The organism is Pseudomonas sp. Hz4 (genome assembly GCF_054898165.1).
Map to the genome: position 1 here is coordinate 420378 of NZ_CM142719.1, position 22750 is coordinate 443127.

The 22750-nt window shown below is 57.2% G+C and carries 21 protein-coding genes, 1 tRNA gene and 1 pseudogene; 9 read left to right on the forward strand and 14 right to left on the reverse strand.

Annotation, left to right across the window (positions count from 1 at the left end):
- Positions 1–227 precede the first annotated feature (227 nt).
- Entirely contained in the window at positions 228–1550 is a 1323-nt protein-coding gene (locus ACYZTR_RS01850) for a DUF5677 domain-containing protein (protein ID WP_461975986.1), read from the forward strand.
- A 259-nt stretch (positions 1551–1809) separates the two neighbouring features.
- Here the strand turns inward: ACYZTR_RS01850 and ACYZTR_RS01855 are convergent, their stop codons facing one another.
- The 12 genes and pseudogenes from ACYZTR_RS01855 to ACYZTR_RS01910 all read right to left on the reverse strand — a co-directional run bounded on the left by ACYZTR_RS01855 (position 1810) and on the right by ACYZTR_RS01910 (position 10516).
- Positions 1810–2175, reverse strand: coding sequence for a histone-like nucleoid-structuring protein, MvaT/MvaU family (locus ACYZTR_RS01855; RefSeq protein WP_461975988.1), 366 nt, complete (start codon positions 2173–2175; stop codon positions 1810–1812).
- 219 nt (positions 2176–2394) lie between these two features.
- On the reverse strand, positions 2395–3339 hold the full coding sequence (locus ACYZTR_RS01860) for a chromosome segregation protein SMC (protein WP_461975990.1): 945 nt from the start codon (positions 3337–3339) through the stop codon (positions 2395–2397).
- Positions 3340–3431: 92 nt separating this feature from the next.
- A pseudogene (locus ACYZTR_RS01865) lies at positions 3432–6337 on the reverse strand (DUF927 domain-containing protein).
- Positions 6334–6606 carry a DUF3077 domain-containing protein gene (locus ACYZTR_RS01870; protein ID WP_305448325.1) on the reverse strand — a complete coding sequence of 91 codons (273 nt, stop codon included), beginning with the start codon at positions 6604–6606 and terminating at the stop codon, positions 6334–6336. Before ACYZTR_RS01870 ends, ACYZTR_RS01865 begins: the two are co-directional and overlap by 4 nt.
- Positions 6603–6887 carry a hypothetical protein gene (locus ACYZTR_RS01875; protein ID WP_461975992.1) on the reverse strand — a complete coding sequence of 95 codons (285 nt, stop codon included), beginning with the start codon at positions 6885–6887 and terminating at the stop codon, positions 6603–6605. Before ACYZTR_RS01875 ends, ACYZTR_RS01870 begins: the two co-directional genes overlap by 4 nt.
- Positions 6884–7042 carry a hypothetical protein gene (locus ACYZTR_RS01880; RefSeq protein ID WP_461975994.1) on the reverse strand — a complete coding sequence of 53 codons (159 nt, stop codon included), beginning with the start codon at positions 7040–7042 and terminating at the stop codon, positions 6884–6886. The genes ACYZTR_RS01875 and ACYZTR_RS01880 overlap by 4 nt, the downstream gene beginning before the upstream one ends.
- A 376-nt stretch (positions 7043–7418) precedes the next feature.
- Positions 7419–7724, reverse strand: a complete 306-nt coding sequence (locus tag ACYZTR_RS01885) for a hypothetical protein (protein WP_461975995.1) — start codon at positions 7722–7724, stop codon at positions 7419–7421.
- Positions 7721–7975, reverse strand: coding sequence for a helix-turn-helix transcriptional regulator (locus ACYZTR_RS01890; RefSeq protein WP_461975997.1), 255 nt, complete (start codon positions 7973–7975; stop codon positions 7721–7723). The genes ACYZTR_RS01885 and ACYZTR_RS01890 overlap by 4 nt, the downstream gene beginning before the upstream one ends.
- Positions 7976–8073: 98 nt before the next feature.
- Positions 8074–8358 (reverse strand): helix-turn-helix domain-containing protein, encoded by a 285-nt coding sequence (locus ACYZTR_RS01895; RefSeq protein WP_461975998.1) that lies wholly within the window; start codon positions 8356–8358, stop codon positions 8074–8076.
- Between the two features lie 144 nt (positions 8359–8502).
- Positions 8503–8796, reverse strand: coding sequence for a pyocin activator PrtN family protein (locus ACYZTR_RS01900; protein ID WP_461976000.1), 294 nt, complete (start codon positions 8794–8796; stop codon positions 8503–8505).
- Between the two features lie 240 nt (positions 8797–9036).
- Positions 9037–10272 (reverse strand): tyrosine-type recombinase/integrase, encoded by a 1236-nt coding sequence (locus tag ACYZTR_RS01905; RefSeq protein ID WP_461976002.1) that lies wholly within the window; start codon positions 10270–10272, stop codon positions 9037–9039.
- A 167-nt stretch (positions 10273–10439) separates the two neighbouring features.
- Positions 10440–10516 (reverse strand) — tRNA-Arg (locus tag ACYZTR_RS01910).
- Between the two features lie 350 nt (positions 10517–10866).
- On the opposite strand from ACYZTR_RS01910, the gene gabD reads away from it, so the two are divergent.
- The 3 genes from gabD to ACYZTR_RS01925 all read left to right on the forward strand — a co-directional run bounded on the left by gabD (position 10867) and on the right by ACYZTR_RS01925 (position 15138).
- Positions 10867–12309: an NADP-dependent succinate-semialdehyde dehydrogenase gene (gene gabD, locus ACYZTR_RS01915; protein ID WP_461976004.1), complete on the forward strand. Its 1443-nt coding sequence runs from the start codon at positions 10867–10869 to the stop codon at positions 12307–12309.
- 186 nt (positions 12310–12495) lie between these two features.
- Complete coding sequence (gabT, locus tag ACYZTR_RS01920) at positions 12496–13773, forward strand: 4-aminobutyrate--2-oxoglutarate transaminase (protein WP_461976006.1); 1278 nt, start codon at positions 12496–12498, stop codon at positions 13771–13773.
- Positions 13774–13923: 150 nt separating this feature from the next.
- Positions 13924–15138, forward strand: a complete 1215-nt coding sequence (locus tag ACYZTR_RS01925) for an HDOD domain-containing protein (protein WP_461976008.1) — start codon at positions 13924–13926, stop codon at positions 15136–15138.
- Between the two features lie 43 nt (positions 15139–15181).
- Here the strand turns inward: ACYZTR_RS01925 and ACYZTR_RS01930 are convergent, their stop codons facing one another.
- Together ACYZTR_RS01930 and desA are read right to left on the reverse strand one after the other, a co-directional pair.
- Positions 15182–16171, reverse strand: coding sequence for a GGDEF domain-containing protein (locus ACYZTR_RS01930; RefSeq protein WP_461979549.1), 990 nt, complete (start codon positions 16169–16171; stop codon positions 15182–15184).
- Positions 16172–16322: 151 nt separating this feature from the next.
- Positions 16323–17507: a delta-9 fatty acid desaturase DesA gene (gene desA, locus ACYZTR_RS01935; RefSeq protein ID WP_461976010.1), complete on the reverse strand. Its 1185-nt coding sequence runs from the start codon at positions 17505–17507 to the stop codon at positions 16323–16325.
- 147 nt (positions 17508–17654) lie between these two features.
- Between desA and dibA the strand changes: the two genes are divergently transcribed.
- The 5 genes from dibA to cysW all read left to right on the forward strand — a co-directional run bounded on the left by dibA (position 17655) and on the right by cysW (position 22748).
- Positions 17655–19580, forward strand: coding sequence for a phosphodiesterase DibA (gene dibA, locus ACYZTR_RS01940; protein ID WP_461976012.1), 1926 nt, complete (start codon positions 17655–17657; stop codon positions 19578–19580).
- A 128-nt stretch (positions 19581–19708) separates the two neighbouring features.
- Positions 19709–19891: a sulfur starvation response protein OscA gene (oscA, locus tag ACYZTR_RS01945; RefSeq protein WP_007945260.1), complete on the forward strand. Its 183-nt coding sequence runs from the start codon at positions 19709–19711 to the stop codon at positions 19889–19891.
- Positions 19892–19963: 72 nt separating this feature from the next.
- Positions 19964–20974: a sulfate ABC transporter substrate-binding protein gene (locus ACYZTR_RS01950; protein ID WP_461979551.1), complete on the forward strand. Its 1011-nt coding sequence runs from the start codon at positions 19964–19966 to the stop codon at positions 20972–20974.
- A gap of 70 nt (positions 20975–21044) precedes the next feature.
- Positions 21045–21863, forward strand: coding sequence for a sulfate ABC transporter permease subunit CysT (gene cysT / locus ACYZTR_RS01955; RefSeq protein ID WP_449642873.1), 819 nt, complete (start codon positions 21045–21047; stop codon positions 21861–21863).
- Between the two features lie 12 nt (positions 21864–21875).
- Positions 21876–22748 carry a sulfate ABC transporter permease subunit CysW gene (cysW, locus tag ACYZTR_RS01960; protein WP_461976013.1) on the forward strand — a complete coding sequence of 291 codons (873 nt, stop codon included), beginning with the start codon at positions 21876–21878 and terminating at the stop codon, positions 22746–22748.
- Positions 22749–22750: the final 2 nt, after the last annotated feature.

Below are 22750 nucleotides of genomic sequence, written 5' to 3' on the forward strand. Positions count from 1 at the left end.
GGTACTCAACGTACTGATTGGCCCCCCGTCCTGGCGCGCGCAGTCAGCAGCAGCCAGACCTCATCTAGCAGCGCCTGCGCAGGGTCTCGGAACTTGCGACAGGCTGCTATTGGTCGATGCTTGCCGGTAGCGGGTGGACGGAGCCGATTTGTTACTGCCGGACGTGACAATAAGCTCTGTGTAACGTACCAGTGGGTAAACGATGCAACGTGAAATAGGATGTAGTAGTGAAGAAAATCGATGTTGTTCAGAAGCAAATGGACGAGGCAGTAGCGCAAGCGGCTTCGGCAGAAAGCATTTTGCCAAGGGCTCTGGCTAGGTCAGCTATCCGCCTGGGCTTGGAGTGCGAGGAGTCAGACTTGAAAGCTTTAGCGGTCGCACTGTGCAACTCTGAAAACTCCCAAATCAAGGTTGATCTGAATATACCCTGCTCGCTTGGTAGGACGGAGAAAGAGGTCCAAGCTACGGTAAATTCTCTTGTAGGTGACCTAAATGAAACTATTAGGGACGTCAGTGAGCAAGTAGAGGAGGTTATGCCGCAAGTTGTTCAAGTCACGCTGGAGAAAATGGCTGGTCTAATCAAAGATGAGTTAGTGGCCCAATCCACAGAGCACACAGAATATCTAAGGACACTAGAACAGTTACGTGCTGATACAGTCGAACGACTGTGGGGTAAAGCCGCAGATCAACTAAATCTGCTCAGGAATTTGGTAGTAGAGTGGAGCCGAGCTGCCACTGAACTTAAAAAGGGCGCGTACGCCAATACGACTACAGCGCTTGCATTAAGCAAAGTTACTTTAAGAGCATATGATATGGTTGGCGAAATCATAGCTCTTGCACGTGCTGGGTACGCTGATGGTGCATTGGCAAGATGGAGGTCATTACATGAAATATGTGTTGTCGCTATATTTTTGAGTAAGCAATCCGATAAATGTGCGCAATTGTACTTGGCGCATAGTGTGATTGAAGAGTTGCGATTGATCGAATCCAATGAGGCTAGCGGTACGATTGGTGCGAACAATAGGGGGGGTGATAAATATTTGCGTGCGCTTAAGGAGCAGAAAAGGCAGTTGATTGAAATATATGGCTCTGCTTTTTCCAAGGACTATGGATGGGCTTCAGTAGAATTAAATCGTGCTAAAATTACTTTTCGAGAGCTAGAAAGCAATGTCGGAATGGAGTCGTTTAGGCAGAGCTATCAACATGCAAATAGCGCAACTCATGGAGGAGCATTAGCCGCCCTTACGAGGATTAGCTTAGGAATGAATGCCGAGTATAGCGGTGAGGTTTCGCCTGCATTCGGGTGCGAAGTGGCTATGAGTTATGCGTCAGGCTCTTTGGCAACTTTGATTGCGGAACTGTGTTTGGAAACTGAAAATGCTGACCTTTTAGTTATGAATATGGTGGTTCAAAAAATCTCATTGAATGTCTTTGATCATATCAAAAACGCAAAGGGGGGGCTTTCTCGGGTTCCTCTTCGAGTTAAGGTTGAACTTCGGCGAGCAGAAAAAATATCGACGCTTAAGTTCAGAAAAATTAGAAAACGTTGAGCGTATATGCTAAATGGAAACAAATATCGCAATTCATTATTATTGTTGAAACTAATATCCAGTTTTGATTCTCTACTACCATCTAATTTTACGACCGGCCGCTTCTGGCCGAAAGCAGTGTTCCATTCATTCAGTAGAAGGGTACGAATATGGGGGAGTTTCGCCAGAAGGCTGTGAGTTGACGACGAAATTATTTACCACGAGTACAGCACTGCCACTAAAAAGGACCCGTCAGGGCCCTTTTTCAGATGATGCTGTCTTACTTCTTCAGCCATCCCTCGACGACGTCGGCACCGTGCTCTGCTTTCCACTCTTTCAACGCTTTGTGATTCCCACCCTTGGTTTCGATCACTTCCCCGGTATTCGGGTTTTTGTAGATCTTGAGTTCGCGTGGTTTGCGTGTGCTGGCGGCGGGAGCCGCAGATTGGCGTCGGGCAGTCGTCTTCGGATCGAGCAGGTTGATGATGTGCTTCAGGCTAAAACCGTAATGCTCGAGCAGCTTGCGCAGCTTCGTTTCGAATTCGATTTCTTTCTTCAGTCCATCATCACCTTTCAGTGCTTCCAGTGCCTGGAGTTGCTCGGCGAGATTTTTTTCCAGCTGCCGGTATTCTGCGAGTTTGGACATTTTGTTTCCCTTATTCTGAGAGTCTGTAAGTATTTATTAGGATGGTAGCGCTGTTAACAAGTTCAGCACTATTTTCGGCGATTCAGTTGGCTTTCAATATGCGCCATTTCCGCTTTAATCGCGTTTATGGTCAGTGTTTGTATCTGACTGGTTTTACCCGGACGCGCGTCGATGGTTTTCAGCAAGGCATTCAGATGGGCTTTCCGAGTTCTGAGCGTGTCAGACCAGCTCGCGCTGTTCTGTAGTGGCTTGTTCATTGCGTTCATCCTCGCGTTGTTCTGGATTGCTCAGATCTTCGGGCTGTTGCGGTATCGGCAGACTGTTGAGCTGGACTAAGTCCCGTGCGCTGTATTGACGAGAGCGGTCGGAAAGCTCGTGCCACGTCCACTTCCCGAAGTTTTCGCCTTCCTCTGGAACGGCCAGTTTCATAAGGTTTACCTGATCAAGCCCCAGCAGGTTGTAATTGGCCCACAGCCTTCCACCCACCTCGAACAACGCTTTTGCGGCCTCGTTCCATTGCTCCTCCAGTACCGTCTGCGAGAGCCAGAGGGCGGTGCGTTCTATCCCCTTATGCTTTTCCTGTGCTTCGGCGATGTATTTATCTACGGTAACCAGCTCCTGTTCCAGAGCAGTCATCATCAGTGTTTGCCGACGGTTATGTTCGGCGGCCGCTGTAAGATTCTTCGCGGCCTTTTGTGCGTCGGCGTTGGCGGTCTCCTCGCCTTCGGTGTCGCCCCAAGCGACGGCCTGCGCGTACGCAGTGGCGGCGTCTGTTTCGGCCTGACGGGCTTTGGCCATGTCCTCAACCGCCTGTTGTTGGATCTGTGCCAGGCGGGTGCTGAGGCTCTGGCGCTTTTCGTTCAGCTCCTGCTCATCAGCGGTCCAGTTATCCATCGCCTCGATGTAACCCACCATCAAGGAGTCGCAATTGGCGAGGTTCTCACGGCGACTGATTTTCCGATTTAGAAGGTCGGCATTGTTGTTGCGCGAATCGAAATTCCTTTTCAGTTCGTTGTACTTGTCCCGTAGTTCGCGTTTCCGATCAGGTTCGATGGGTTCTTCACTTTCCAGCACGGCCTCAAGGGATAGCAGTTCGGCGTGCAGTCGTTCTGCCTCGCTCAGCAGTTGGTCGCGACGGTCTTTCAGGTCTTGAATCTCGTTCATGTGTTTTGTCTCTGTTCAATTCGATTGGGGTTGGTTGAGTGGCTGGCGAGGCCGGGAACAAGCCGGCGCTACCTCGATCAGCAGAGATGCCCTCAGGCAGCCCGAGCCTCGCTCTCATCCATTCCCGGAATCGTCTTCACGACGTAGCAGCGTTGCGTGCCGAGGCCGGGCAACCGGATCGAACTCGATGCCTTGCCATCACCTCCCGGTTCCAGCACGCCGCGCTGTAGCAGCTCTTTGTTCACGGCGTTGATGTTCATGCCCCGGAAGATCTCCGAGCGCCATAACTCGGGCAGCACGTAGTAGGTATTGGTGGTGTGAAGGGAGTCGCCCAAGCCGTGCTCCAGCGTCTTGCGAAAGCCGAGGCGGTCGATGGTGCGCGGGCCGTGTTCGTCGATCTTTGCCGCCGCCGATTCCCAGCGGGTAAAACGGCTTTCGCCGAAGCGCTCAATGACCTGGCGCAGCCGCGCCAAGATCGCATCACCTTCGAAGTTCCCGGCGCCGCCACGCTCGCTCATCCAGGCGTTGAGGCATACGCGAGCGGCGGTGGTGGCGGTTCCATCCGGCCAGCCGGTGATACCCATCGCGGTGGCCAGCTCACCCGCTGCGGCCGCGAGGCCGAAACGAGCGGCTGCCCGGTGTGCCTGTCCGCTGGCCGAGGCTGGTAGCGACTGAGCGATAAACCCTTCCAGCGTGCGACGCAGGATGGTGGACCAACCGTGACGTTTGCCCGGTTCGCACAGCGCCGTGAGGAAAGCGGTGAGTGGAGTGCCGTAATACTTCGCTACCCGCGCCTTGAGCGCGTCAGCCAGTGACGCCGCATCCTCAAAGCCGTTCAAGGCATCGAACATGCCGAGGCCTTTGCTCGCATCGGCCGGAACGGCGAGCATGCGTACCTCCATGCCCGCTTTCAGTTCCTTGTTGGCTTCGGCCATGTGCTGAGCCAGCGTCTTCTCTCCGGTGGAGAGAAACAGCAGACGCCACTCCTGTACCTGTCGGCCTGCTTGCCCTCGATCATTGGCGCGTGCCTTGCCAGTGCCGTTGCCGAGCATGTACACCGTCTCGCCGATGATGCGCGGATCGCACATGCCGATTTCATCCAGCACCAGAAGCCCATCGGAATGCGCGGCGGCGATGGATTCCAGCGCATTGTCGGTGGAACGCCACGAACGCACCAGACGCGGCCCGCCGTAGATCGAGGCAGCAACTTGCAGGTGCGTGGTCTTGCCGCCTGAACTGTCGCCGTACAAGTGGAAGCCGCCCGACTCATGGCCGAGCATGTGCAGCAGCGGGCCAGCAAAGGCCACGCCGACGACGAACGCCAATCGATGATTGCCGACGCACAGTGCGCCGATCTGCTCCTGCCACTGCTCAAGTGAGCCTGCTTCGCTGATCGGCGGAAGCTGAGAACCCGCCTCGTAAAAGTGCAGGTGTTCGCTGTGTGCGCCGACCTGTTGCTCTGGCAGCAGAAAGGCGCTGTCGTGCCAGCCCAAGCGGGTGACCAGTCGTGCCCGTTGCGTGCTGTCGAAGCCGCCGAGGTAACTTTGTAGGTCATTGCGTGCATTGCGTCCGGAGCGACTACCGGCGAGACGCAGACCCATGTCCACCAACGGGCCAAGCACGTCTTTGCCGAAGTCGCCGGTCATGGTGCGCGCCGGGATGTTCCAACGTTTCTTGGCGCCGTCGGGATCGTCGAACTCCACCAGTAGGCCCCAGTTCTGCCCTTTGTCGTCGCGAGTGCGGGCCAGTATTTCCAGAGGCGAACACACGGGGCGCGCCTCGCCGTCGTCGCTGGCATAAAACACGCCTTCGGAGGTGAGGCGAAAGCCTCCGGGCATCAGGTCGTTTTTCGATTTAACGGGACGCTTGGCTGCTGCTTTTGCCTTCGGTTCCGGCTTGGTCTCGGTGTGATCGGGTACCGGCTTTACGACAGCCAGCCCGAACAGTTCACCGCTGCTTTCCAGCTCGGCAATATGAGCGGCTGTCCAGCCTTTGGCGAGCGCATCGGCCGCATCGTCGCCGTCATCCCATTGACCACCTTTGGCGAAGACGGCGCGGTCGTTCTTCAGCGTGGGCTTGCGTTTGAACACCTCCAGCGCGATGACCCGAACCGACGCGGCGCCGATTTCACGCAGCTTATCGGCAACGGCTTCCATGCAGGCTTTGCCGCTGACATCGTTGTCCGGCCACAACAGCACTTCGCGACCCTTGAGCGGTGTCAGGTCGGCTTTGTGCCAGGAGTTGGAGCCATTCGGCCAGCAGGTGGCCGCGTAGCCGGGCAACAGTTCGGCGGCGGCGTCGGCAGCTTTCTCGCCTTCGCAGAGAATAACCGGTGCGTCAGCGCGCTGGGTCAGTTCGTCAAGGCGCAGCAGTGGACGCGGATCGGGCAGACCCTGCCAGCGCCATTGCGTGGTTTGGCCATCGGCGCGCTGACACCATGTCAGGGGAGCAAAGACTTTCTTCGGTTTGCCGTCTTCATCCGGCGCGAGGTCGAAGCGGTAAAGCGCCATAAGCGGCTGGCCCTGCGCGTCGCGGTAGATCCAAACCTTGGACGGCGCGCCGTGTTGCCGATGCTTGGCCGGACACTTGTTCATGGCCTCGGCCGGGATCGGCTGAATGGCAATCCACTCAGGTGCTTTTGCCTTGGCGGGCGCTGGCTTGGCCTGGGCGGCGTCGGGCGATACGTTGAGCTGATCTGCCAGTTTGTTACAGCCTCGACGTCGGTGCCGCCGTCCAGATAGCGCACCAGATCGATCAGGTCACCGCCCTTGTCACCGGTGGCGAAGTCGGCCCAGGTGCCCTTGCTCAAATTGATCTTGAGCGAACCGGCGCGCTTGTCGCTGCGGGTCGGATTCGGTGCGGTGTATTCCTTGCCACCGTCTACGCGCTTGCCATTGGGCAGCCAGTGCGACAGGACACGATCAATGTCTTTCAGTGCGGCGGTTTTCACGTCGGCGAAGCTGGGACGTTTCGCGGAGTTACTCGGGCGTTGGCTCATGCGTCCGCCCTCGCCAAAAACAGCGCGTCGTTGATGTCGTCGATCAATGCTTTGGCCATCTCGCCAAGGTACAGAGCAGGCCAACTGAAACGCTCGCCGTGGTCGCTCATAGCGGCGTCGAAGTTCAGCTGATTGGCGTGATGTTGCAGCAGGGAAACCATCTCCAGTGCATCCTCGACCGGTACTCCGGCATTGACCCGGAACAACTTCAAATCGGTGGCATTCACGCGAGTAAATGTGGCGTGACCACGGGTAGTGGAGGTGGTCATAGCGCACCGCCTTTCTGCGCAGCCGGAATGGAGGTGGTGTCACCGTGCAAGGCGAGGGTTTTGATCAGGCCGAGAGTGCCGCGCACGTCCCAAAGGACGGCTGCGATCACGTGATTGGCGAGCCGCGAGGATTCGCTTTCGAAGTGATCTTCAAGCAGCGTCAGCACCGAATCGGCGCGAGCAATGGCGCAGGTGATGGCGTCGATCGGAACACCGGCTTCGGCGTTCATGCTGACGCAAAGAAGATCTTCGGGCAGGGCGCAACTCAGGGCGTTGTTCATTGGGCACCGCCTGCGGTTTCGAGTGCGCGGGCTTTGGCCATGTGGTTGTTGAAGCGGGCAAGACGAGTGGCGAGACTGGAGTTGGCGTGTAAAGCGGCGAGAGCCATTGCACGGTGTGCAGCGGCGCGAATTTTGAACGGATTGAGGGCGTGCATATGGCGAAACTCCTATTGTTGAGGAGCTACCACCGTCCGCCGTCAAACGAATTAGGGTGGTAGCTGTGCGCAGGTTGACGGACCGGGACAATAGGAACCCGGCAGACCCGAAGGTCTCCCACGCACAGCCACCATAAAACGGGAATGCGGGCACAAAAAAAGCGCCTGCAATCGTAATGGGGGCGCCTGTGCGCCTATTGTTGATCGGGCCGTCAAACCCGGTCGCTGATTTTGCAGCGACGGTCAGAGGGTAACGTCCGTTTTTCGAAAGTGCAACTGCGTTGATGGCTTGCGGATTTTTCTGGAGCGGCATAAATTGTTCGTGCATGTAGATTTACCTCAACGCCTCCGGATCGCCCCCGGAGGCGTTTTCGTTTCAGGCATGGGTTTCCCAGCGCAGGGAAAGCAGGGGCAGGTAGTCTCCATCGATCATGGAGCGAGCATCCTCGTAGGCAGCCGCTTGCTGGCCTTCGTCGACAATCACGGCATTGAATTTTTCGCTGTGGATGGCGAGGGCGCACCACGTTCCATCAGGCCACCTCAGCACTCCCACGACGCGATTAAGGCGTTCGTGTTTGGTTCGGTAGCGCTCGAGGCGTTGCATGTGGGAAGCCGATAGACCGATCTCGCGAAGAACTGAGAACGGCCTGAGCTCGGCCCTGTTGGCTACAGGTAGTCTCATGCTGCTGCCTGGTCGCGAGCGGCAATACGTGCACGTGTCCAATTCAAAACTTCAGACAAAACCCAGGCTACTGGAGCGCCACGGGCAACGCTGTCGGTAAGTTTTACAGGCTGCGGAAAGCCACTTTCGGGCTGGCTCATGAGCTTGTAAACGGTGGCTCGGCCAATGCCAGTAATGGACATCACCGTGGGGATGCGGATGAGCGTTGCAGTTGGATCGAAACGTCCCAGCTCTAGGTCGCTTTCCTTCACTCCTAGACTCGAGGGCAACGCGTTTTCTTGGACCAAGAGGGGCACAGATCGTGACGAGGCGAGCGTGAAAATATTTTGCGTCTGTCCGACTCTACTCATCAGAGTGGCCCTCGCGCAGCATCGCTAGCAGCGGAACACATCCGGCTCTGGAGCCATGCAAGAACATCCTCTGAGCGATAACGCACCCGAGAACCGAGTCTGAGAAAGGGCAGTGGACTGCGCCCTGAACTACGCCATGCAGCGAGAGTTTTGTTGGAGAGCGCGAGCGCGGCGGCAACTTGGTTTGACGTCATCAAACCAAAAACGGGCGTAGAGACAGCGATATTTTTAAGTGCTGTTTTTTCGGTAGCGTCGCGTGTTGAATCTTGGGTAGTGGTAGTCATTGATGGTCCCCTGTGGTTGTGGAAGGTCACAGGGCCATCTATTTATGCGGTTTATTTGATTAAGGAAACTAGCAAGATTTCGGCATGCGGATCTTATCCACATAACATCTAGTTGGCCGCAAGACGCCTACTAGACGCACCAGATCACTCCGACGAACGGTCGTCATCAACGGGTGTATCGTTCCAGCCCGGCGGATAGATCGTCTTCCAGTCGGCACCATCAATCCATTGCGCTAAATCGTGAAGGTAGACCACCCGCTGCGTCTGGCCACCCCAGTCCCCTTTCACTACGCGCAGCGTTATCTTCCCCTCTCGGATTTTGCGTAGAAGTTGTGGCATCCCCAAGTGGCTAGCGTAATGGCGTCTCACGATATCCAGTGGAATGCAGACGCTGCCGTATTTCTTCTTTAAGAATTCCAACGTCGGAAAATCAGTCATTCAGGCTCCCCATGCCCCATTTGGTTAGTTTAAGCAGCGCACACTGCCGGTGATTTTCCAACATTGTAGTTGCCAGCAGCACGCGATTGGCTCTAGTCATGTGTTACACCTTTTTGTCCTGTTACATATACCACCAGCACAAAACTGAAAGCGTGTTACAGGGAATAAAACCTTATAAATCAACATGATGCTGAGCTGTGTTACACGCGAAACACCTGTCACACCGATATTTGATGGGTGTCAGACTGCCTTTCCAAATTGGCCCTCAACAATGTTGCCTTGCACCAGTTCGTCAAGATGGTCTGCATACCACTGCATCATGACTTTGCGCTGTGGCAAATACACCGCCTTGTTGTACACACCTGCTATTCCCTCTTTTACATGAGAGAGCTGAGCCTCAATGTGGTTTTCGTCGAATCCCTGTTCATTAAGGATCGTGCTAGCAATGTGACGGAAACCATGGCCCGTTTGCCGGCCCGCATATCCCAGCCTGCGCAGCGCCATCAAAAAGACGGTATTGCTACGGGGAATAGTTCGATCTTTTCTTCCAGGGAAGAGAAGGGGGTATGCGCCTGTCAGCGTGCGCAGCTCCGTTATCGATTCAATGGCCTGCCGAGATAGAGGCACCACATGCTCGCGTCGACGCTTCATTCTCTCGGCTGGAATCGTCCACAACTTTTTGTTGAGATCGATTTCTGACCAGCGTGCTTCTCTTATCTCGCTCGGGCGTGCCGCTAACAGAGCAAGCAAACGAAGCCCAAGACGGACATCCTTTGCGTGAGGGTAAGAGTTGATAGCTCGAAGTAATGCAGGCAGCTCTTCTATTGATACGTGTGCATAATTTTCAGCACTACGTGTCTGAAGAAATTTATTAAGGCCTTCAAGGGGGTTGTGGATCGCTCGGCCTGTCACGCGTGCCAAGTCGTAGATCTCTTTGCAGAAGGCCCGAACTCTGCCCATTTGCTCAATGATCCCTTTCTGCTCCATGCCGCGCAGAAACTCCATCCATTCAAGGGGCAGTATTTCTGTGTAGATGCGTTTGCCGAAAACGGGGAATACGTGAAGCTCCAGGGCACCAAGGACTCGACGGGACGTACCGGCTTCCCAGCTTGAGCGCCTAGCCTCAAACCATTCGCGTCCTAATGCTTCGAAAGTGTTGTTGGCAGCCACCCGGTCCGCAATCTTGCGAGCCTGCTTACTGACTAAAGGATTTTTACCAGTCGATGCGTCATCCCGCAGTTGCGCCGCCTTCTGCCTGGCTAGCGAGCCACTGATTTCGGGGTAACCGCCTAAGCCAAGCCAGGACCATTTCCCGTCTGGCTTTTTGTAGCGCAACTCCCAAGACTTCTGTCCGTTTGCCTTGACCCGAAAATACAAGCCGTTGCCGTCTTGCTCCCGGTACGTCGCACTCTCTGGCTCCAAGCCTGCAAGAGTAGTGTCGGCCAGTGGGCGGCGTTTGATTTCAGTACGCTTCACTGCGTGTATGCCTCCAGTTCAATGAATCTCAAAGCATACACGTGGGCATACACGGCGTGAAGTTATAGGGGTAGACAGGGAGGGATAGCCAGAAACAAGAAAGCCCGCACAGGGCGGGCTTCTTGGGGTGTTTCGTAGACTGTCTGAGACAGGTCTAGACTGCTATATGGTGCACCAGGCGGGATTCGAACCCACGACCACTGCCTTCGGAGGGCAGTACTCTATCCAGCTGAGCTACTGGTGCAATGCGGGCGCCATGATACTCATATGCGCTGCGCGCGTCCATGCTGCTGAATCGCCTGCGGTTTTCCAAAGCGTAACCTGTGTTTGCTACGTTGATCAGAAAAATTAAGCAAATGCGGCGTTTTCGTTCTTTTTTTCGAACAGGCTATTGTCCTTTACCCCCTTTGATCCTAGGATTCGTTTGAGATTTCAAACGCTCTTGTCTGGGTGCTGAACCGCACGAGTTTCAATCAGTGCGCTATTTATGTGCTTCAGCCCGGTGAATGATTTCCCTGACGGCAGCCTATAAGGCGCCTTTCTACAATCATAATTCGCTCCGCGCTCGCCGCGGTGCTGTTAAGGAAAGCCGACATGCAGCTTAAAGACACCCAGTTGTTCCGCCAGCAAGCCTTTATCGATGGCGCTTGGGTTGATGCGGACAATGGTCAGACGATCAAGGTCAACAACCCGGCAACGGGCGAAATTCTGGGCACTGTGCCGAAAATGGGCGCTGCCGAAACCCGCCGTGCGATCGAAGCCGCTGACAAAGCGCTGCCGGCCTGGCGTGCATTGACCGCCAAGGACCGTGCGAACAAGCTGCGTCGCTGGTTCGAACTGATCATCGAAAACCAGGACGACCTGGCTCGCCTGATGACCCTGGAACAGGGCAAGCCATTGGCCGAAGCCAAGGGCGAAATTGTTTACGCCGCTTCCTTTATCGAGTGGTTCGCCGAAGAAGCCAAGCGCGTCTACGGTGACGTGATTCCGGGCCACCAGCCAGACAAGCGCCTGATCGTGATCAAGCAGCCAATCGGCGTGACCGCTGCAATCACCCCGTGGAACTTCCCGGCCGCAATGATCACCCGTAAAGCCGGCCCGGCGCTGGCCGCCGGTTGCACCATGGTGCTCAAGCCTGCTTCGCAAACTCCATTCTCGGCATTTGCTTTGGCTGAACTGGCCCAGCGTGCCGGCATTCCGAACGGCGTGTTCAGTGTTGTGTCCGGCAGTGCTGGCGACATCGGCAGCGAGCTGACCAGCAACCCGATCGTGCGCAAACTGTCCTTCACTGGTTCGACCGAGATCGGCCGTCAGCTGATGGCCGAATGTGCCAAGGACATCAAGAAAGTTTCTCTGGAACTGGGCGGCAACGCGCCGTTCATCGTGTTCGACGACGCGGACCTGGATAAGGCCGTCGAAGGCGCGATCATTTCCAAGTACCGCAACAACGGCCAGACCTGCGTCTGTGCCAACCGTCTGTACATTCAGGATTCGGTCTACGACGCGTTCGCCGAGAAGCTGAAAGTGGCTGTGGCCAAACTCAAGATCGGCAACGGTCTGGAAGAAGGCACCACCACTGGCCCGCTGATCGACGAAAAAGCCGTGGCCAAGGTTCAAGAGCACATTGCTGATGCGATCAGCAAAGGCGCAACCGTTCTGGCGGGTGGCAAGGTCATGGAAGGCAACTTCTTCGAACCGACCATTCTGATCAACGTGCCGAAGAACGCTGCCGTGGCCAAGGAAGAAACCTTCGGTCCATTGGCTCCGCTGTTCCGCTTCAAAGACGAAGCCGAAGTGATCGCGATGTCCAACGACACCGAGTTCGGTCTGGCTTCGTACTTCTATGCTCGCGACCTGGGTCGTGTGTTCCGTGTGGCTGAAGCCCTGGAATACGGCATGGTCGGCGTCAACACCGGGTTGATCTCCAACGAAGTCGCGCCGTTCGGTGGCATCAAGGCTTCGGGCCTGGGCCGTGAAGGCTCCAAGTACGGCATCGAAGATTACCTGGAAATCAAATACCTCTGCCTGGGCATCTAATCAGTCCGGCAAGGCATTGCTTCAAGCGCAAAGGGCACGAGAGCGCTGTCCCTTTGTGCGCTTCAAACGGAATTTTCTCTGTGGCTGGGAAAGCTATGGCAGTCGATCATCGCATGCTGCCGTAGTTGCCTCCCCGCCGCATTTTCCTTGAACCACGCCGCCCGATGAGCGGTGAATGAGGACTTTATGAGCAAGACTAACGCATCCCTGATGAAACGCCGCGAAGCCGCTGTACCACGCGGTGTTGGCCAGATTCACCCGATCTTCGCCGAGTCCGCGAAGAACGCCACCGTGACCGACGTTGAAGGTCGCGAGTTCATCGACTTCGCCGGCGGCATCGCCGTGCTGAACACCGGTCACCTGCACCCGAAAATCATCGCCGCCGTGACCGCGCAGCTGAACAAGCTGACCCACACCTGCTTCCAGGTACTGGCTTACGAGCCATACGTAGAGCTGTGCGAAAAAATCAACGCCAAGGTTCCTGGTGATTTCGCCAAGAAAACCCTGCTGGTGACCACCGGTTCCGAAGCCGTCGAAAACGCCGTGAAAATCGCCCGCGCCGCCACTGGCCGTGCCGGCGTTATCGCCTTCACTGGCGCTTACCACGGTCGCACCATGATGACCCTGGGCCTGACCGGTAAAGTCGTGCCGTACTCGGCCGGCATGGGCCTGATGCCAGGCGGCATCTTCCGCGCGCTGTACCCGAACGAACTGCACGGTGTGAGCATCGACGATTCGATCGCCAGCATCGAACGCATCTTCAAGAACGACGCTGAGCCGCGTGACATTGCGGCCATCATCATTGAGCCAGTTCAGGGCGAAGGCGGTTTCTACGTCGCGCCTAAAGAGTTCATGAAGCGTCTGCGTGCTCTGTGCGACCAGCACGGCATCCTGCTGATCGCTGACGAAGTACAGACCGGCGCGGGCCGTACCGGCACCTTCTTTGCCATGGAACAGATGGGCGTTTCTGCCGACCTGACCACCTTCGCCAAATCCATTGCTGGTGGTTTCCCGTTGGCCGGTGTGTGCGGCAAGGCGGAATACATGGACGCCATTGCTCCAGGCGGCCTGGGCGGCACCTACGCCGGTAGCCCGATCGCTTGCGCCGCGGCGTTGGCCGTAATGGAAGTGTTCGAAGAAGAGCACTTGCTGGACCGCTGCAAGGCTGTTGGCGAGCGTCTGGTCACTGGCCTGAAAGCCATCCAGGCCAAGTACCCGGTCATCGGCGAAGTCCGTGCCCTGGGCGCGATGATCGCGGTCGAGTTGTTCGTCGACGGCGACAGCCACAAGCCGAACGCTCCTGCAGTGGCGTCGGTTGTGGCCAAGGCTCGCGACAAGGGTCTGATCCTGCTGTCCTGTGGCACTTACGGCAACGTTCTGCGCGTTCTGGTACCGTTGACTTCGCCGGACGAGCAACTGGACAAAGGCTTGGCGATCATCGAAGAGTGCTTCTCGGAGCTTTGATTTAAGTTGCACTGATCGATGTGTGAACTGATCGACAAAAAAACCCGCTTCGGCGGGTTTTTTTGTGCCCTTGGAACACATCGATGCGAATGCACTGTATCGAAGGGCCAGCATTGACTAAGGTGCACGCACTACCGTTGGAGTGTGTAAATGACTGCTGTGGTGTTACCCGCTGCACCGCGTGTGCTGATTGCCGAGGCCGACCCTTGGTCCCGCGACCTCCTCAAGCAGGTTTTGTTGAATGTGCGCTGCGACGCACGGCTGGATCTGTGTGCCGATGGTCAGGAAGCGCTGCACCTATTGGCGGAAAATCCTTACGACTTGGTGATCGTCGACTGGGAATTGCCCGGCGTCGATGGTTTGAATGTCTTGCGCAGTGTCCGCCGGCGCAAACGCAATCCACCGCTGCCGTTCATTCTGATGAGCAGTCGCAACGACAGCGCCAGCGTGCGCGAAGTCTTGCCCCTTACGCCTGCGGCGTACCTGACCAAGCCCCTGAATATGGAAAGTCTGACCCAGCGCTTGCAGGATTTGCTGTTGAACGCCGGTGAAGAGGTGTCCTGCGAAGCGCCTTCGCTGGCGCCTGGCATGACCTTGTCGGTTTACCTGGAACGTCGACGTGAGCTGGCCGACGGCGCACCACTGATGACCGACGTACAGTTGGCGGTCAAACGCAGCCTCAATCCCAACGGCCTCGATCTGGCATTGCTGCATGACGAGATTCGTACTGATCCGCAGATCACCGCCGTGCTGATCGCCGCCGCCAACAGCGCGGCCCAGCACCATGGCACTGCCGTACAAACCCTGTCCCAGGCATTGCACCGCCTCGGCACTGGGCAAAGCATGAACCTGATTCTGGGGCTGGCCCTCAAGCGCAGTGCCCGCCTCAGCGATCCGTTGCTGGCCGACTATGCCGAGCGCTATTGGGGGTTATCGCTGCGCACTGCCGAATATGGCCGGACCTTGGCGCGCTTGCTGGATCTGGATCAGGAGCGCTGTTATTGCGCCGGTATGCTGCATCGCCTCGGCGACCTTGCGCTGTTGCGGTGTTTGCAGGAGTGGAAGCAGGCCGGTGGTGAGCTGGATGAATGGGAGGAGGTCGGCGAGGCGCTGGCCGAATTCGGCGCAGCTTATGGTTCGGCGCTGCGTACTCGCTGGCGCCTGCCGCTGGAGCTGCGAGAGCTGATTGCGGCGGTCTACCAGTTCGGTGGGGGGGTTTACTCGCGCGAAGCGCTGGTGATGAACATGGCCGCCCAATTGGCGCGTCTGACGGAGCATGAAGGCATTGAGGCGCTGGCGAAGAGCCGGACTGCGCGGTTGCTCAAGATCGGATTGCCGGAATTGATGCGTCTGCGCAAAAAATAAGCCTGGATCGTTCCCACGCTCTGCGTGGGAATGATCCAAAAACCTAGCCCGAAATGATGCGGTTCTTGCCCTGGCGTTTGGCTTCGTACATCGCCGCATCCGCGCGGGCAAACAGGCTGTCGACGCTTTCGTCCTCAGCGTTGAGGCTGGTCAGCCCCTGGCTGACGGTGATGCCGAACGTCTGCTCGTCATGGGTGAAGCTTAATCGCTGAATCTCCCGTTGCAGGCGCTCGGCCACCTGCATGGCCATGTCTGGCGCGCAGCCGGGAAACACCGCTGCGAATTCCTCACCGCCAATTCGCCCGAACACATCACCGCGACGCAACGCTGCGCGACCGCTCTCGGCGATCCGCTGCAGCACGTTGTCGCCCTCCAGGTGGCCGTAGGTATCATTGATCACTTTGAAATCATCGATGTCCAGCAGCAGGAACGCCAGCGGCGTGCCTTGGAGCAGTGCCTGTTCGAATTCACGGTGGGCACATTCGAAGAAGTGTCGGCGGTTGCTGCTCTGGGTCAGCACGTCGGTGGTGGCCAAGCGTTGTAGCTCGGTTTCCATCTGCTTCTTGTCCGTAATGTCTTCGGCAATACCGACGATGATCACGGGTTGCCCTGGCTCGGCCTGGCGGTTGATGAAGCACTTGTCACTGAGCCAGCGGACCTGGCCGTCGGCGGCAATGATTCGGTACTCGCGGTCTTCAACGGCACCTTTGACCAGCACCTCGGCCAGGCTGCGTTCGGCATAGTCCAGGTCGTCGGGGTAAATGCTGTCGCGCCATTGGTTGTAGTCGGACAGCAACAGGCCTGCGCAGCGGCCGAAAATCCGTTCATACGCGGGGCTGACATAGAGCACCTGGCGGGATTCCCAGTCGAAGGCCCAAAGCACCGCGTTGACGCTTACCAGCAGAGCGCTGAACAGCTGCTCGCGTTCGCTCAGGCGCGCCACTTCGCCTTGTGCATGCATCAGCGCCAGCAAAGTTTGCGCGGCCTCGGGCCACTGCGGGAGGGATGAGTCTTGTAGGTTTTTATTGACCATCGACACAAAGTCTCAAAGGGCGTGTGCCGCTCGAGGTTCGAAAGCGGCCACTACAAAGCACGCCTACATGGCGAAGTGTCTTTGAGATAGGGGATTTGGAGCTAAGTTCCGAAGGGTGCGCCCACGAACCGGGGCGCACCGATCAACGGCGTCAGACAGCGGCGGGGCGCAGGGAGTAGGTTTTCAACTGATCGGCGAAGTCGCGCAGGGATTGAATCCCGCTGGCTTCGGCTTCGTGTACCCATTCCTTGATGGCAGCCAGCATATCGTGACCATTTGAGCTGGTCTTGACCCAGATCTGCTGCAAGGCCAGGCGTTTCTCGTAAATTACCTTCAGCGCCTGACTGTGCTCGAGCATGGTCTGGATACGAATGTGGTGTTTGTCATCCAGCAGGCTGGTTTCGCGCGAGAGCAGGCGCTTGGCACGGTGAAACTGGTGACGGACCGAGTGATCGACCTTTTCCAGCTCTTGTTTGACCAGCGGTGCGATCACCAATTTGCGGTACTGGGCCATGATCTGGAAGCGGTTGTTGAGGATCGCCATGGCGGTGTCCATGTCCAGGTTGCCTTTGCCTTCGACCCGGTGGGCGATTGGCGCGACCCGCTGGACCTTGGCCAGACGCAGGAAGCTGAAGACCTGGATCCAGGCCCAGCCGAGATCGAATTCCCACTTCTTCACCGACAGTTTTGCCGAATTAGGGTAAGTGTGATGGTTGTTATGCAGTTCTTCGCCGCCGATCAAGATGCCCCAAGGCACCAGATTGGTCGCCGCATCGCGGCATTCGAAGTTGCGGTAGCCGATAGCATGGCCAAGCCCATTGACCACGCCGGCGGCCCACACCGGAATCCACATCATCTGGACGGCCCAGATGGTGATGCCAATGGTGCCGAACAGCAGCAGGTCGATGACGCCCATGATCGCCACGCCCAGCATCGGAAAGCGGCTGTACAGGTTGCGCTCGATCCAGTCTTCGGGGCAGTTCTTGCCGTAGATGCGCAGGGTCTCGGGGTTTTCCGCTTCGGCGCGGTACAGCTCGGCGCCTTTGCGCAGAACGGTGGAGAGGCCCTTGATGACCGGGCTGTGCGGGTCATCGACGGTTTCGCATTTGGCGTGGTGCTTGCGGTGGATAGCGGTCCACTCACGGGTGTTCTGCGCCGTGGTCAGCCACAGCCAGAAGCGGAAGAAATGTTTCAGGCCAGCATTGAGCTCCAGGGAGCGATGGGCTGAATAACGGTGCAGATAGACCGTGACGCCGATAATCGTCACGTGGGTCATCAGCAGGGTGACTGCCACCAGCGACCAGGGCGACAAGCCGAGAAAACCTTCGTACCACATAGGCTATTGGGCCCTCGATAAAGAAAAAAACAGCTGTTGCATTATCACCAAGGCCACAGATAAAACCAGTCACCCTTTCTGATAAGAGTGGCTGAATGTGTCTTTAAACTATAATTCCATCCTTTTTGAAGGGACATGGACAGCCGAATGTCTGCTACCTATCGCGATGCTCTGCGCGCAGCACTGCTTTACCTTCTGGTTTCTGTCGGTTGGCTGCAGTTCAGTGGCCATTTATTGAACAGTTTCTTCGATAGCTCTGCAGAGCTAATGCGATGGCAACTGATCAACGGTTACGCCTGGGTGGTGTTCAGCACCGGGTTGATTTTCCTCGCTCGGGCGCGATTGTTCCGTTGCCTGGGGATCGGTGCCAAGTTGCGTGAACGCACCGAAGACCGCGAGCGTTTGCGTCAGGCTGCCGCGGTGTTCGATTGCACCCGTGAAGGGGTGCTGGTCACTGATTGCAAAGGCTCGATCGTTCATGTGAACCGGGCCTTTATGGAAATCACCGGCTATCAGCGTGAGGAAGTGCTGGGTCAGCAACCCAGTTTGTTCAAGTCCGGTCATCACCCGCCGGGTTTCTACCAGGCGATGTTCGCGACACTTAACAGTACTGGCGAGTGGAGTGGGGAAATCTGGAACCGCCGCAAAAGTGGCGAAATTTACCCGCAATGGCAGACTATCCGCATCATCCACGACGACCGGCGGCGGGTTAGCCATTACGTCGCGGTGTTTTCCGACATCAGTGCGATCAAGAACTCCGAGCATGAACTGACGCATTTGGCCCATCACGATCCACTGACCGATCTGCCCAATCGACTGTTGTTCACCGATCGTGCCGAGCAGGCCCTGGCGTCGGCGCAGACTCACAAGCGCGGCTGTACGTTGCTGATGATCGATCTGGATCACTTCAAGATGATCAACGACAGCCTCGGACACACCCTCGGCGACCAACTGCTCAAGGCCGTTGCAGAACGCTTGAAAGCCATGTTCGGACCTGGGATCACCCTGGCGCGGCTGGGCGGTGATGAGTTCGCCGTGCTGGCTGAAAGTTGCCCGCAGTTGGTGCATGCCGCGGCGCTGGCTCAGCGGATCATCGAGGGTCTCAAAGAACCGTTCCAGATTGACGGGCATCAGTTGTTTATCAACACCAGCATCGGCATCAGCCTGTTCCCCGGCGATGCGTTGAGTGCCGAGCAATTGTTGCGCAACGCTGACTCTGCACTGTTCAAGGCCAAAAGTGCTGGCCGCGACGGCTACGCGCTCTACACCGAAGAATTGACCGCCCATGCCCAGCGACGGGTCGAGACCGCATTCGAATTGCGCCGTGCGCTGGAACAGCAGGAATTACGGGTTTATTACCAGCCGGTTCACGACCTCAAGACCAGTCGCCTGATTGGCGTCGAAGCGCTGGTGCGCTGGGAACATCCGCAGCGCGGGCTGGTGTCGCCGGCAGAATTCATCCCCATCGCCGAGCGCACTGGTTTGATTGCCGAAATCGATGCCTGGGTCATGCAGCAGGCCTGTCAGCAGATGTGCCAATGGCAGGCGGCGGGTGTGCTGTTGTCGTTCGTCGCGGTGAATGTTTCGTCTCGTTTGTTTGCTCGTCGCGAGCTGTACCAACAGGTGGCGCAGGTGTTGCACGAAACCGGGCTGGATCCGGCGTGTCTGGAGCTGGAAGTCACTGAAGGTGCGGTGATGGAAGACCCGGAAGTGGCGCTGGAACAAATGCATCGGCTGCGCGAGCTTGGCGTGCGGCTGGCCATCGATGACTTCGGCACGGGGCATTCTTCGCTGCTGCGCCTCAAGCGATTGCCGGTACAGAAACTCAAGATCGATCAGGGCTTCGTTGCCGGGTTGCCGTGGGATGAGGATGACGCGGCGATTGTGCGGGTGATCATTGCGCTGGCCCAGAGCATGGGAATGCAGGTTCATGCCGAGGGGATCGAGCAGGTCGAGCAGGCGAGTTTCCTGCTCGAACACAGCTGCGATCTGGGGCAGGGGTACTGGTTTGGACGGCCGGTGCCGGCTGCACAGCTGGACGGGTTGCGTGCGCCCAAGATTCTCCAGCGCTGATCAATTTTTTTGGTTATATAAAAATTCTTAAATAGTCTTTTTAAGAATATCTGCGCTTGTCTACTATTGCTCTCACGCCGCAAGCAGTCCCGCCACTGCCAGGCACCTCTAGTCGAAGGAGCAGCACCATGAGCGCATCCCTGCGTAGCGTTGACGGACAGGACGAGGCGACCATTTTGCGTGAGATCCAGAGCGCTTTGCGCGATCTGCGTTTTGGCGCGGTGGAGATCACTGTGCACAACGCCCAGGTGGTCCAGATCGAACGCAAAGAAAAATTTCGTTTGCAGAATCCAAGCAACAAACCGAGTTAAAAACCGGCACCCCGATACCAGCACACCATAAAAAAAGCCAACACAATCAGAATTCCAGGAGCTTTCACCATGTTGTCGATTCGTCATTTCGCTTTGGCCGCCTTGGCCAGTGCCCTTTTTGCTGGTTCCGCGGTTGCCAAGGATTACGAACTGCTCAACGTGTCGTACGACCCGACGCGTGAGCTGTATCAGGACTACAACGCTGAATTCATCAGCTTCTGGAAGAAAGAACACGCTGGCGACAACGTGAAAGTCCAGCAGTCCCACGGTGGTTCGGGCAAGCAGGGCCGAGCGGTGATCGACGGTCTGCGCGCCGACGTGGTGACCCTCGCCCTGGCCGGTGACATCGACGAAATCGCCAAACTCGGCAAGACCCTGCCGGCGGATTGGCAGAAGCGTCTGCCAGAGGCGAGCACGCCGTACACCTCGACCATCGTGTTCCTGGTGCGCAAGGGCAACCCTAAAGGCATCAAGGACTGGGGCGACCTGACCAAGAATGGCGTGGAAGTCATCACCCCGAACCCAAAAACCTCCGGCGGCGCACGCTGGAACTTCCTCGCCGCCTGGGCCTATGGCCTGAAAGCCAACGGCGGTAACGAAGCCAAGGCCAAGGAATACGTGCAAACCCTGTTCAAGCACGTTCCTGTGCTGGACACCGGTGCTCGCGGTTCGACCATTACCTTCGTCAACAACGGTCAGGGCGACGTGTTGCTGGCTTGGGAAAACGAAGCCTTCCTGGCCCTGAAAGAAGACGGCGGTGCTGACAAGTTCGACATTGTCGTGCCTTCGCTGTCGATCCTCGCCGAACCTCCAGTCGCCGTGGTCGACAAGAACGCCGAGAAAAAGGGCAACACCGAGATCGCGGAAGCGTACCTCAAGCACCTTTACAGCCCGGCCGGTCAGGAGATCGCGGCGAAAAACTTCTATCGTCCACGTGACAAGGATATTGCCGCCAAGTACGCCAAGCAGTTCCCGACACTGGACCTGGTGACCATCGACAAGGACTTTGGCGGCTGGAAAACGGCCCAACCCAAATTCTTTAACGACGGCGGTGTGTTCGACCAAATTTATCAGGCGCAATAACCTGAAATAAGCCATAAACGAGCCCCGGATTGACGTTCGGGGCTTTACGCGTTCTCAACCAAGGACTTTTATGTCGCGTCGTATCTCCCCCGTCATACCCGGCTTCGGGCTGACGCTGGGCTACACCTTGGTGTACCTCAGCCTGATTGTGCTCATTCCACTGGCGGCGATGTTCGTCCATGCCGCCCAACTCACCTGGGACCAGTTCTGGGCGATCATTTCGGCGCCTCGCGTGCTGGCGGCATTGAAGCTGAGCTTCGGCACCGCGCTCTACGCCGCGATCATCAACGGCATCATCGGCACGCTGCTGGCCTGGGTGCTGGTGCGCTACACCTTCCCGGGGCGCAAGATCATCGATGCAATGATCGATCTGCCGTTCGCGCTGCCCACTGCTGTGGCCGGTATCGCACTCACCGCGCTGTACGCCCCTAACGGTTTGGTCGGTCAGTTCGCGGCGGACCTGGGTTTCAAGATCGCGTATACCCCCCTCGGCATCACCCTCGCCCTCACTTTTGTGACACTTCCATTCGTAGTACGTACCGTACAGCCAGTATTGGCCGATATCCCGCGTGAAGTTGAAGAAGCCGCCGCGTGCCTGGGTGCGAAACCCTTGCAGGTTTTCCGCCATATTCTGGTTCCCGCGTTGCTGCCAGCCTGGCTGACCGGCTTTGCGTTGGCCTTTGCCCGCGGAGTCGGCGAGTACGGTTCGGTGATTTTCATCGCTGGCAACATGCCGATGAAAACCGAGATCCTGCCGCTGCTGATCATGGTCAAACTCGACCAGTACGATTACACCGGCGCTACGTCCATTGGTGTACTGATGCTGGTGGTCTCTTTCGTCCTGTTGCTGCTGATCAACTTGCTGCAGCGGCGCATCGAAACCCCATAAGGAGGCGCGAAAATGTCCCAATCGTCTATTAGCGCCGCTTCCTCGGCCAACGCTGCCCGCCGTGGCAGTGCCACTTCGCGGCGAATCCTGATCAGCCTTGGCTGGCTGATTTTTGCGCTGTTTCTGTTGTTGCCGCTATTTATCGTGGTGTCCCAGGGCCTGAAGCTTGGCCTCGGTGCGTTCTTCACCGCGATCTTCGAACCCGACGCTTTGTCGGCCCTGAAACTCACGGTGATCGCCGTGCTGATTTCAGTGCCGCTGAACCTGGTGTTCGGTGTCAGCGCCGCGTGGTGCGTGAGCAAGTACTCGTTCCGCGGCAAGAGCATGCTGGTGACGCTGATCGACCTGCCGTTTTCGGTGTCGCCGGTGATCGCCGGTCTGGTCTACGTGCTGATGTTCGGCGCCCAGGGCATTTTTGGCCCGTGGCTGCAGGACCATGACATCCAGATTGTCTTCGCCTTGCCGGGCATCGTGCTGGCGACGATTTTCGTCACCGTGCCGTTCGTGGCGCGCGAGCTGATCCCGTTGATGCAGGAGCAAGGCACTCAGGAAGAAGAGGCCGCGCGCTTGCTCGGAGCCAATGGCTGGCAGATGTTCTGGCACATCACTGTTCCGAACATCAAATGGGGTCTGATCTACGGCGTGGTGCTGTGTACGGCCAGGGCCATGGGTGAGTTCGGTGCGGTGTCGGTGGTTTCCGGGCACATTCGCGGGGTGACCAACACCCTGCCGCTGCACGTCGAGATCCTCTACAACGAATACAACCACGTGGCCGCGTTCGCCGTGGCGAGCCTGTTGCTGATCCTGGCGCTCTTCATCCTGCTGCTCAAGCAGTGGAGCGAATCCCGAATTAACCGCCTGCGCGCCAGCGCCGCGGAGGAATAAGT

Bases quoted from the DNA above. Each gene is read 5' to 3' on its own strand.
- ACYZTR_RS01860 (WP_461975990.1), bottom strand. From the start codon at position 3,339: ATGAACGAGATTCAAGACCTGAAAGACCGTCGCGACCAACTGCTGAGC.
- gabD (WP_461976004.1), top strand. From the start codon at position 10,867: ATGCAGCTTAAAGACACCCAGTTGTTCCGCCAGCAAGCCTTTATCGAT.
- ACYZTR_RS01880 (WP_461975994.1), bottom strand. From the start codon at position 7,042: ATGCACGCCCTCAATCCGTTCAAAATTCGCGCCGCTGCACACCGTGCA.
- ACYZTR_RS01895 (WP_461975998.1), bottom strand. From the start codon at position 8,358: ATGACTACCACTACCCAAGATTCAACACGCGACGCTACCGAAAAAACA.
- desA (WP_461976010.1), bottom strand. From the start codon at position 17,507: ATGTGGTACGAAGGTTTTCTCGGCTTGTCGCCCTGGTCGCTGGTGGCA.
- ACYZTR_RS01870 (WP_305448325.1), bottom strand. From the start codon at position 6,606: ATGACCACCTCCACTACCCGTGGTCACGCCACATTTACTCGCGTGAAT.
- ACYZTR_RS01925 (WP_461976008.1), top strand. From the start codon at position 13,924: ATGACTGCTGTGGTGTTACCCGCTGCACCGCGTGTGCTGATTGCCGAG.
- ACYZTR_RS01875 (WP_461975992.1), bottom strand. From the start codon at position 6,887: ATGAACAACGCCCTGAGTTGCGCCCTGCCCGAAGATCTTCTTTGCGTC.
- ACYZTR_RS01900 (WP_461976000.1), bottom strand. From the start codon at position 8,796: ATGACTGATTTTCCGACGTTGGAATTCTTAAAGAAGAAATACGGCAGC.
- oscA (WP_007945260.1), top strand. From the start codon at position 19,709: ATGAGCGCATCCCTGCGTAGCGTTGACGGACAGGACGAGGCGACCATT.
- cysW (WP_461976013.1), top strand. From the start codon at position 21,876: ATGTCCCAATCGTCTATTAGCGCCGCTTCCTCGGCCAACGCTGCCCGC.
- ACYZTR_RS01885 (WP_461975995.1), bottom strand. From the start codon at position 7,724: ATGAGACTACCTGTAGCCAACAGGGCCGAGCTCAGGCCGTTCTCAGTT.
- gabT (WP_461976006.1), top strand. From the start codon at position 12,496: ATGAGCAAGACTAACGCATCCCTGATGAAACGCCGCGAAGCCGCTGTA.
- cysT (WP_449642873.1), top strand. From the start codon at position 21,045: ATGTCGCGTCGTATCTCCCCCGTCATACCCGGCTTCGGGCTGACGCTG.
- dibA (WP_461976012.1), top strand. From the start codon at position 17,655: ATGTCTGCTACCTATCGCGATGCTCTGCGCGCAGCACTGCTTTACCTT.
- ACYZTR_RS01930 (WP_461979549.1), bottom strand. From the start codon at position 16,171: ATGGTCAATAAAAACCTACAAGACTCATCCCTCCCGCAGTGGCCCGAG.
- ACYZTR_RS01855 (WP_461975988.1), bottom strand. From the start codon at position 2,175: ATGTCCAAACTCGCAGAATACCGGCAGCTGGAAAAAAATCTCGCCGAG.